This window comes from Sphingomonas sp. STIS6.2 (genome assembly GCF_000732685.2).
GTDB classification, from domain to species: domain Bacteria; phylum Pseudomonadota; class Alphaproteobacteria; order Sphingomonadales; family Sphingomonadaceae; genus Sphingomonas; species Sphingomonas aerolata.
The window spans coordinates 26,569-36,772 of record NZ_JPDP02000161.1; the positions used below are offsets into that span (position 1 = coordinate 26,569).

At 66.8% G+C, this 10,204-nt stretch carries 7 protein-coding genes; 5 read left to right on the forward strand and 2 right to left on the reverse strand.

Annotated elements, in window-relative coordinates:
- Window positions 1-87 precede the first annotated feature (87 nt).
- Both sphst_RS19645 and sphst_RS19650 read left to right on the forward strand, forming a co-directional pair.
- Complete coding sequence (locus tag sphst_RS19645) at window positions 88-2,394, forward strand: glycoside hydrolase family 3 N-terminal domain-containing protein (protein WP_414711859.1); 2,307 nt, start codon at window positions 88-90, stop codon at window positions 2,392-2,394.
- A 63-nt stretch (window positions 2,395-2,457) separates the two neighbouring features.
- Window positions 2,458-3,945, forward strand: a complete 1,488-nt coding sequence (locus tag sphst_RS19650; protein WP_159043715.1) for a glycosyltransferase family 39 protein — start codon at window positions 2,458-2,460, stop codon at window positions 3,943-3,945.
- A gap of 65 nt (window positions 3,946-4,010) precedes the next feature.
- On the opposite strand, the gene sphst_RS19655 is transcribed toward sphst_RS19650, so the two are convergent.
- A complete protein-coding gene (locus sphst_RS19655; RefSeq protein ID WP_159043716.1) occupies window positions 4,011-4,550 on the reverse strand; it encodes a hypothetical protein in 540 nt (179 codons plus the stop codon).
- A 221-nt stretch (window positions 4,551-4,771) separates the two neighbouring features.
- Between sphst_RS19655 and sphst_RS19660 the strand changes: the two genes are divergently transcribed.
- Window positions 4,772-7,897 carry a TonB-dependent receptor domain-containing protein gene (locus sphst_RS19660; protein WP_107046036.1) on the forward strand — a complete coding sequence of 1,042 codons (3,126 nt, stop codon included), beginning with the start codon at window positions 4,772-4,774 and terminating at the stop codon, window positions 7,895-7,897.
- Window positions 7,898-8,004: 107 nt separating this feature from the next.
- Here sphst_RS19660 and sphst_RS19665 read toward each other — a convergent pair whose 3' ends face one another.
- Window positions 8,005-9,066, reverse strand: a complete 1,062-nt coding sequence (locus sphst_RS19665; protein WP_234387767.1) for a hypothetical protein — start codon at window positions 9,064-9,066, stop codon at window positions 8,005-8,007.
- A 93-nt stretch (window positions 9,067-9,159) separates the two neighbouring features.
- Between sphst_RS19665 and sphst_RS19670 the strand changes: the two genes are divergently transcribed.
- Together sphst_RS19670 and sphst_RS19675 are read left to right on the forward strand one after the other, a co-directional pair.
- Window positions 9,160-9,504 carry a hypothetical protein gene (locus tag sphst_RS19670; RefSeq protein ID WP_107046037.1) on the forward strand — a complete coding sequence of 115 codons (345 nt, stop codon included), beginning with the start codon at window positions 9,160-9,162 and terminating at the stop codon, window positions 9,502-9,504.
- Window positions 9,479-10,204: tetratricopeptide repeat protein (locus sphst_RS19675; protein WP_442800416.1), on the forward strand; the 726-nt coding region annotated here is incomplete at its 3' end. The genes sphst_RS19670 and sphst_RS19675, both read left to right, overlap by 26 nt.

A 10,204-nucleotide genomic window follows, 5' to 3' on the forward strand; every position in this document is an offset into this window, starting at 1 on the left:
TCCAGAAACGGGGATCAAGAACCTTGCAACGATCATCAGCCCGGTGGAGCCGGGCGGTCGAAACAGGCACGGACAAAGGGATAGCGGATGACGGCGGCGACGATGGCACAACGGACGATTTCACGACGGGCGATGATCATGGGGGCCGGGGCGGTGACCGCCTGGGCGGCGAGCCCCGCGCGCGCGCTGCTGCAGCAGACGGCTCAGCCGCGTGCCCTGCCCGCATCGGTCGAAGCCGTGCTTGCGCGCATGACCGTCGTCGAGAAGGCCGGGCAGTTGACGCTGATGGCGGCGGCCTGGGCGGGGGGGGCGGCGACCGCGCTCAACCCCGCGGGCGGGTCGTCGAGTTTCGACGAACAGCTCGCGCAGGTCCGCGCCGGGCGTCTGGGCGGGGTGTTCAACGGCAATGGCGCGGTGATGGCACAGCGGATGCAGACCGCTGCGATGCGCCAGTCGCGATTGAAGATCCCGCTGCTGTTCGCCGCCGACGTGATCCACGGGCTGCGGACCGTGTTTCCGGTCCCGCTGGCAGAGGCGGCAAGCTTCGATCCCGAACTTGCGCGGCGCACTGCCCGGGCCGCGGGGGCCGAGGCGGCGGCATCGGGGATCGACTGGACGTTCGCGCCGATGGTCGATGTCGCGCGCGACGCGCGCTGGGGCCGTGGTGTCGAGGGGGCGGGCGAGGATGTCCTGCTCGGCCGGATGATGGCGGCCGCGCGGGTCCGCGGGTTCCAGGGCGAGCGGGGACTGGCGGCGTCGGACGCGGTCGCGGCCTGCGCCAAGCATTTCGCGGCCTATGGCGCGGGAGAAGCCGGGCTCGACTACAACACGGTGGACGTGTCCGAGCGTACGCTGCGCGAGGTGTATTTTCCGCCGTTCCAGTCGGCCTTCGACGCCGGCGCTGCGACGACGATGGCGGCGTTCAACGAGATTTCGGGCGTCCCGGCGACCGCGAATGCGTGGCTGCTGACGCAGATCCTGCGCCGCGAATGGGGCTTTGGCGGGTTGGTCGTGTCCGACTATACCGGCGACGAGGAATTGATCGCGCACGGTTTTGCGACGGATGCGCGCGAAGCGACCAAGCTCGCCTTCATGGCCGGCGTCGACATGAGCATGCAAAGCGGGTTTTACCTGGCGCATCTGCCGGCGCTCGTCGCGGCGGGCGAGGTCCCGATGGCGCGGCTCGACCAGGCGGTCCGCCGCGTCCTCGCGCTCAAGGTCGCGCTCGGATTGTTCGACGATCCGTTCCGGCGGATCGACCCGCGTCGCGAGAAGACGCGGATCCGGACGCGCGAGACGCTGGCGCTGGCGCGCGATGCGGGGGCGCGGTCGATCGTCCTGCTGAAGAATGAGGGCGCATTGCTGCCGCTGCCACGACAGGGGCGGCGGATCGCGCTGATCGGCCCGTTCGCGGCCGGGCAGCACGACCTGATCGGTCCGTGGAACGTGTACGGCACCGACGCCGAAGCGGTCGATCTGGCGACCGGTATCCGTGCAGCGGTGGCCGACCCGGCGCAGGTCAGCGTGACGCCGGGGTCGGGGATCGACGATCCGCTCCCCGGCGGGATTGCCGCAGCTGTGGCCGCCGCACGCGCGGCCGATGTCGTCCTGCTGGCGGTCGGCGAGAGCCAGCGCATGTCGGGCGAGGCGCAGTCGCGGGCGTCAATCGTGATCCCCGCCGCGCAGATGGCGCTGGTCGAGGCGGTGGCCGCGACCGGCACGCCGATCGTCGTGCTGCTGCGTACCGGCCGTGCACTGGTGCTCAGCGACGCGGTGCTCAAGGCGCCGGCGATCCTGGTCACCTGGTTCCTGGGGTCGCAGGACGGGCCGGCGATCGCCGACATCGTGTTCGGCAAGACCGGGCCGTCGGCGCGGCTGCCCGTTTCCTTTCCGCATGCCACGGGGCAGGAGCCCTATCATTATGATCACAAGAACACCGGGCGGCCCAACCCGCCGGGCCCGCTGCTCGAATACAAGGCGCGCTACCGCGAATTCGCCAACGCGGCGCTGTTCCCGTTCGGTCATGGCCTGACCTATGGCGCGATCGAATACGAAGCGCTCGATCTCGGCGCTGCGCGTCTGTCGACCGATGGCGCGCTGACGGTGCGCGCGACGATCGGCAATAGCGGCACGCGCGCCGCCGAAGAGGTCGTGCAGCTCTATATCCGCGATCTGGCGGCCAGCGTGACGCGTCCGGTGCGCGAACTCAAAGCGTTTCGCCGTGTCGCACTGAAACCGGGCGAGCGGCAGGTCGTGTCGTTCACGCTGCGTCGCGACGACCTGCTCTTCATCGGCCGGGATCTCGTGCCGACGGTCGAGCCGGGCCGCTTCCACCTGTGGATCGCGCCGTCCGCACAGGCTGAGGGTGTATCCGGGGAGTTCCAGCTCGTCTGACGATCGTCGATGCGGTGAGGCCGCCCCTTGTGCGGGCGCGCGTGATCGGGAAAGGCGATGCGGGTGAAGCGGGTCGATCAGCATGGTGGTTCCCCGGCGGCGGCGGGACGCCTGCGCGCGCCGCTGATGCTGGCGCTGATGCTCGTCGCCGTTGCGGCATTCCGCATCCACACGGCGCAGTATTCGCTGTGGTATGACGAGTTGGCGTCGCTCGAGTTCGCGCGCCAGCCCGTGTCGCGGCTGTGGAGCAGCTGGATGCTGCGCGAGACCAACCCGCCACTGTTCTACACGATGCTGTCGGGCTGGATCGCGCTGGTCGGCCAGGATGATGTCGCGGTGCGGCTCCTGCCGATCGGGATCGGGACGGCGGGGATCGGCGCGGCATACGGGCTAGGGCGAGCGGTCGGGGATGCGAAGGCCGGGCTGCTCGCCGCCGCGCTGCTGTCGCTCTCCGCGCTGGGCACGGATCTAAGCCAACAGCTGCGCGGCTATGCGCTCGCGCAGCTGGCGGTGCTGCTCGCCTGCACCGGGATGGTGCTCTATCTGCGTCGCCGGACGCTGGGTGGCCTAGTCCTCTACGGCATTGCGACGCTCATCGGCCTGTATACGCATACGACGGTCGCGCTGTTTGCCGGGTTGGCGGGGGTGACAATGCTCTGGTTGCTGTGGAGTGACCGACGGGCACAGGCGCGGTGGCTGGCGACGAACGTCGCGGTGCTGGCAGGCTGGGGATGGTGGGCGATGATCAGCGTCCGCCAGATGACAATGCCCGTGACCAATATCGCGTGGATCGCCACGCCGTCCTGGCGCGACGCGGTCGCGATGACGGCGCAGGTCTATCTGCCGCTCTTTCCCCATGAGACGGGGATTGCGGGTATGCTGCTGCTGGCAGGCCTGTTCGCCGGGCTCGCAGCGTGTGCGGTACGTGCGGCGCGACCGGAAGTGCGGCTGCTCGCTGTCCTGACGATCGGCGCGCCGCTACTGCTGTTCGTGATCAGCCAGCGGGTGCCGATATTCCTGCCGCGCACGCTGAGCTGGGCGAGCGGACCCGAGCTGGTCCTCGTGGCGCTCGGCGTGACGCGCATAAAGTCGCCCCCCGTCGCCCGTGCAAGCGGCGCCATCCTGCTCGGCCTGAGTGCCATCGGCCTGGCGAGCTGGCTGCCCAGCCGTGAGCGCGAGCACTGGCACCAGGCCGTGGCCCTGATCGGGAGCCATAAGCCCGCGCTCGTCATCGTCGGCGACGATGCGGTCGCGCTGGCGCTTGATCGCTATCGCTCAAACGCGGAGCTCAAGGGCCCGAGACCGATCGTCGTTCAGTCGGCCTATCGTGAACGCTGGGCCGACGGGCTGTATTCGGGCACGCATTTGTCGCCCGCCGCCGCGCTTGCGGTGATTCGCGACCGGGGTTGCGCCGCGGTGGTCGAATGGGGACCCTTTCATCCGCCGATACTTGACGATCCGGCGGCGACCGCCCGACCGCTCACCCGTGACACCACCCCGGCGGTGACGCTGATCGATATCCCGCGGGCGCGCCGAGCATGTCGGCCCTGATCTGAAGCCCGTCCACGACCGCAGGACGCCACCTTTTCACGAGGTGCCCAAGATAGCGACGGGGTTCAACGCCGACGTTTGACCAGAATCGCGCGCTCGCCGGTGATCGACGCCTTGAACCCGCCAAAGCCGGCCTGCCGGATGGTGATTGCGGTACCCGGCCGGGGTTGCAGCGAGAGCGGTTCGATCGTTTCCCAGACCATGCCGTTCGCCAGTTGCAGCGCGAACCGCGCATAGCTCGCCGGCTTTGCCGTGGTGATCGTGGTCTGCACCTCCGTAACGCGTGTGACGCGATCCGCCTCACCGCCGCCGAGCGGGCTTTGACCGGCATCGGCAAGGCCGAATTGCTGGCGTTTGCGCTCGATAACCTTGCCGCGGTCGAGCGCAAGCAGGTCGCCTGCCTGGCGCGCGCGCGCAATCTGCCCGGCGGTCGTGTCGAAGCAGGCAAGCCGGGTTGCATCGGCCGTTATGTCCCGGCACGCGGCCAGCGCATCCAATGTCTTCGAAGAGTCTTCTCTGGCCTGCGCGGCAACAGCCGGGGCGATCGGCAGGGCGCCGATGAGCGGCGCTGACAGGGTAACAGAGATGGCCGACAACATTCGCATATGATCGCCTTATGAGCTTTGGCTTGGCAGAACCCAGCCTCGAGTTTCACCATACGACACTATGTTGCGGTTATGTCACGGTGATGTCGCAAACGAAATGAGAAAAGGTCCGAATCGACGATAATTGTTGCAGCGCAATGGCGTGGCTGGATAGATCGTGACCAGAACCGGAAAAACCGGAGAAAATGCACGGTGCAATCACCGGCGACAAAGGGGTATTTATGACATCTGCTGCTCGCGCCCATTTGCTTGCGACCACGTTGCTGATGGGGGCGACGACGTTCGCCACGCCAGCCTTCGCACAGGTCCAAGGTGACAATTCAGGGATCCGCGCCGGCGGCGCGACCGCGACTCAGTCGACCACGCCGGGCGCCAACGCCCAGGGCGAAGTCGGCATGACGACGTCGGAAGCCGCGCCGAGCACGGAGAACAGCCAGGGTGACATCGTCGTTACCGGCTCGCTGATCAAGAACCCCGCGCTGATCGCCTCATCGCCAGTGACTGTCATCGGCCAGGAGGAAATCAAGCTTCGTCAGTCGAACACCGCCGAAGACATTCTGCGCACGCTGCCGGGTGCGACGCCGAGCATCGGTTCGGCCGTCAACAACGGTAACGGCGGCGCGTCCTATGTCGATCTTCGCGGCCTTGGCTCGTTCCGCAACGTCGTCCTGCTCGACGGCAACCGCATCGCACCCTCGGGTCTGCTCGGTCGCGTCGATCTCAACAACATCCCGCTCGCACTGGTCGAGCGGGTCGACACGCTGACCGGCGGCGCCGCGACCACCTACGGCGCGGACGCCGTGTCGGGCGTCGTCAACTTCATCACGCGGTCGGATTTCTCGGGCATCGACGCCTCGGTCTCGAACCAGATCACCGAGCGTGGCGATGGTGCCTATTTCCGCGGCGACATCACGATCGGCGCCAATTTCGACGATGGCCGCGGTAACGCGGTCTTCTCGGTCGGGTACCAGCAGTCGGACCCCGTCTATCAGGGCGAGCGCGACTATTCGGTGCAGAATTACGACTCGTTCTCGGGCGCGAGCAGCGGCTCGGGCACGACGGTCCCATCGGTCTTCACGCTTGGCGGTCGTCGCCAGATCAACCCGGCCACGGGTTCGCTGACGACGGCGGTCATTCCGTTCAACTTCAACCCGTACAACATCTTCCAGACGCCGTTCGAGCGGTTCAACATGTATGGCGCCGGCCATTACGAAGTGTCGGACAGCGTCGAAATCTATACGCGCGGCCTGTTCTCGAAGAATACTGTCGACACGATCATCGCGCCGTCGGGTGTATTCAACTCGTCGATCGTTGTTCCGTTGTCGAACCCCTACCTGCCGGCCGGTGCGCGGAATCAGTTCTGCGCCGCCGCCAGCATCACGCAGGCGCAGTGCGACCTTGCCGCAGCCGCGACCAGCCCTACCGTCACCGTGGGCGGCGTGACGACGGCAAACCCGAACTTCCGCACGATCACGACAAACCTGTCGCGCCGGACGACCGAGGTCGGGCCGCGCATCTCGAACTTCCAGACGACGATCTTTGATTATCGTGCCGGCGTGAAGGTTGGGCTGACCGAGGGTATCAAGCTCGACGTCTCGGGCGGTTACGGTGAATCGGAGAATACGCAGACGCTGCAGGGCTATGTCCTGACGTCGCGCGTACGGTCCGCGGTCTATGCAACCAATACCACGAGCTGCCTTGGCGGTGCGCCCGGCGGTGCGGCGATCGACGCGGGAACCGGTTGCGTTCCGCTCAACGTCTTCGGTGCCGACGGTTCGATCACCCCCGATATGACCTCGTATATCACGGGTGAGAGCACGACGACCGTTCGTACCTCGCTGGCGCAGGCCCGCGCGGTCCTCAACGGTGATTTCGGCTTTGCCTCACCGTTCGCGAGCGACTCGATCGGTTTCGCGGCCGGTGCGGAGTATCGCAAGTACCGTGCGTCGCAGCGCTCGGATACGCTGGCACAGACCGCTGGCGAACTCGGTGGTGCCGGTGGCGCCGCGCCGAACATCGACGGTGGCTATGAGGTCAGCGAAGGCTTTGGCGAGCTCATCGCGCCGCTTGTCCAGGATCGTCCGTTCTTCCAGAGCCTGACGCTCGAAGCTGGCGTCCGCTACTCGCACTACAAGGTGTTCGCGGCGAACTCGCCATCGTACAACACGACCACTTACAAGGGCGGCGGCAGCTGGGAGCCTGTCACGGGCCTGAAGGTTCGTGGCAGCTACCAGCGTGCCGTCCGTGCACCGACGATCAGCGAGCTGTTCTCGCCGGTGAATACGGGTCTGACCAACCTGGCGACCGATCGTTGCGCCGGTGCAGCGCCGGTCAACGATGCCAATCTGCGCGCCGTCTGCCTTGCGCAGGGCGCACCGGCCTCGACCATCGGTCTCATTGCGGTTCCGACTGCGGGTCAGGCGAACATCACGTCCGGCGGTAACCTCGACCTGCGTCCGGAAAAGTCGGACAGCTACACGCTCGGCCTCGTCATCCAGCCGCAGCAGATCATTCCCGGCCTTTCGATCAACGTCGATTACTACAACATCAAGATCAAGGGCGCGATTTCGCAGTTCGCGCCGGGCGATATCATCTCCAACTGCTTCGACACCATCACCGCGGCGAGCGCCACCAGCCCGGCCTGCCTTGCGATTTCGCGAAACCCGGTCACGGGCGGACTCGACGGCGATCCGGCAACCACGCGCGGCCTGCTGGCTGCAATCTCGAACCTTGGCACCGTCAAGACCGACGGTATCGATCTTGCGATCAACTATCGCACGCCGCTGACTCAGGGTGTCAAACTGGGCCTGTCGTTCCAGGGCAACTGGTCGAACTCTGCGACCTTCCAGGCCGCACCGGGCCTCATCAATCGTGAGTGCATCGGCTATTATTCGGTCAACTGCGGCGGCGCGGCCAGCGCTGCGGCTGGGGGCTCGGGCTCGATCCAGCCCGAATTCACCTGGAACACGCGTGCGACGTTCACCTTCGTCGACAATATCGACGTTTCGGTACTGTGGCGTCACATCGATAACGTCCAGCAGGAGCCGGACGATGTCGTCAACGGCAACGGGGCGGCGTTCAGTGGTACGCTCACCGGTGGCGCTCTCGCCGGCCAAACTGCGGATTTCACGCGGATCCCGTCCTACGACTATATCGACCTGTCGACGCGGATCGGCATTGCCGAGAATTTCGACCTGACCGTCACGGTCCAGAATCTGTTCGACAAGCAGCCGCCGCTCGTCGGGTCGACGGTGGGTTCGACCAGCTTCAACAGCGGCAACACCTATCCGTCGACGTATGACGCACTGGGCCGCCGCTTTGCGATCGGTGCGAACCTGCATTTCTAGGGTCAGGCCATCTCGGTCTTGAATGGGGCGGTTCTTCGGAACCGCCCCTTTTTCTGTCCGGGCTCGACCGCGAAACTATCGGCTGCGCGTGGTGGCGGGACGAGCGCCTAGCCCAGCAGGGGCGCCGGGGGATCAAGCGCGACGCCGGCGGTGCGTGCGACCGCCTCTGCCCAGATGACCACCTTGTCGATCTCGTCGGCGTGGAGTGCCGCGCCGGTCTCGTGCTCGCGTGCCCTGTCCGCCGCGCCATAGGTCTTGCCGTCCTTGGCATTGCGCGCAAAGGCAGGGCCGTCGAGCAGCGCCTGCACGGTCGCCGGATCGTCCGGCAGCGCATAGAAGCGTGCCAGGGCCGTCACCGCGGCCAAGGGGTTCGCGAGCAGGGTTTCGCTCTGCAACGTTCTGACGCGGTCCGGAAAGCGGGCCACCAGGCCAGCGAACAGATCGGCCTGCGCGATCCACCCTACCGCGGCCGCCTGCAGATCGGTCAGCCTGAAGATATCCTCGGGCGTGAGGCCCAGATCGACGATGCCATCGGCGAGTTGCTTGGCGAGAAGCTCGCGCACCCAAAGCCGGCCCCACATACCCTTTCGTGCGATCGACGTCAGATAGATGCGCACCGGCGCGTAGAGCAGCACGGCGCGGGCCTGTGGCCGCATCGCCAGCATTGCCGGCGCGAGGGCGTTGACGACGTTGGAGGGCTTGATCACCACCGCCTCGCCGGATTCGAAGGCGCGGCCAAGCAGTCTCAGCGTCGCATCAAGGACCTCACCGACGCGCGCGGGATGACCGCCGCGGTGACGCCAGCCGACGAGATCGTTGAGAATTACCGGCTCTTTCAGCGCGGTGGCGAAGCCCGGCATGTCGAGTGCCTGCGCCAGCATCGTCGAACAGCAATAGGCCGAGTGGAAAATGAAATGAACCGATGCAGCGGGCGGGGCGGCCGTGACCGCGTCGCGTCGTGGCACCACGATCGGCGTGGCCAACGACGGCAGATACTCGTCGGTGAGGAAGGTCGCCACGCCACGCTGCGCCCGGTCCGCCGCGATGAAATGCACCGCATCATGGTCGGGATCGTAACGATGGGCCAGCCAGCGCGGATCGCCGATCTGTGCGCCGACGGACGTGGCGGATTCCCGGGCGGGGGCGGGCGGGCGGGGCGGACGGGTCATGGCATCGGGATCGCATATGATGGTCCCGACCGCCACCGGTCTTGGTACGTCCGAATCGGCCAAAATCTCGTTGCGAAACTGAAAGGACCCGTCATGATGCGTACCGGCAATGCATTGCGGAGCGGCATGATGATGCGGACGACATGGTGTGGATCGGGGGTCCGATCGGGTCTTGCCGCTGCGTCGCTTATTGTGGCGGCGCCGTCCGCGTTCACTGTGGCAGCGGCCGGCGCGACGATGGCGCAGCGCGATGAGGTGCCACCGGCCGCGACACCGCCGGCCGAGCGTCGGATCTGCAAGCGATCGGCGCCGTCGGGATCGCTGATCGAGACGCGACGCGAATGCCACACCCGCGCGGAATGGGACCAGATCGCGCAGGCGGGACGTGCCGCTGGACAGGATATGGTCGAACGTGCCGCACGCAGCGGTGCGCAATAACGGCGCCCCGGTGATGCGCCAGCAGCCGGGGCCGTCGCTCGAGATGCTCCTGCAAGCCGCCGAAACCGCGCAGCGTGCCGGCGACGGTGCGCGAGCCTGCGCCGCCTTTCACGACGTGCTCGGCATTGCGCCCGAACATCCTGTTGCGCTCAACGCGCTGGGCCTCGACGCGTTGGCGCGGGGCGATGGTATGGCGGTCGGCTATTTCTCGCGCGCGACGACGGCTGACCCTGCCGCGACGCCGCTGTGGATGAACCTGGCGAGCGCCTATCGCGGGCTCGGCGACAGCGTGGGGGAACAGACCGCGCTCGAACGCGCACTTGCGCTCGACCAGCGCAATCTGATGGCGAACGTCCGGCTGGCCGAACTGCTGGACCGCGTCGGTAACACTGCGGCGGCGGCGTTTCGCTGGGGTGGAGTGGCCACGATCGTTCAGTCGCTCCCCGAGCGGTCGCCGGCGTTAAGCCAGCTCCTCGTCCGTGCCTCTGATAGGATCGCGCAGCATACACGTGCGCTGTCCGATGCCATCGATACGGCGCTTGCACCGTTGCGGGAGGATGCGGCCGCGGACGACCGACGTCGCATCGACGTCTGTATCGATGCGATGCTCGGTCGTCGGGCGATCCATGCGCCGGTACCCCATGGGCTGCATTTTCCATTCCTGCCCGCCGACGAATTCTTTCCGCGGCGGCATTTTCCC

Bases quoted from the DNA above. Each gene is read 5' to 3' on its own strand.
- sphst_RS19655 (WP_159043716.1), bottom strand. From the start codon at position 4,550: ATGCGAATGTTGTCGGCCATCTCTGTTACCCTGTCAGCGCCGCTCATC.
- sphst_RS19660 (WP_107046036.1), top strand. From the start codon at position 4,772: ATGACATCTGCTGCTCGCGCCCATTTGCTTGCGACCACGTTGCTGATG.
- sphst_RS19645 (WP_414711859.1), top strand. From the start codon at position 88: ATGACGGCGGCGACGATGGCACAACGGACGATTTCACGACGGGCGATG.
- sphst_RS19670 (WP_107046037.1), top strand. From the start codon at position 9,160: ATGATGCGTACCGGCAATGCATTGCGGAGCGGCATGATGATGCGGACG.
- sphst_RS19665 (WP_234387767.1), bottom strand. From the start codon at position 9,066: ATGACCCGTCCGCCCCGCCCGCCCGCCCCCGCCCGGGAATCCGCCACG.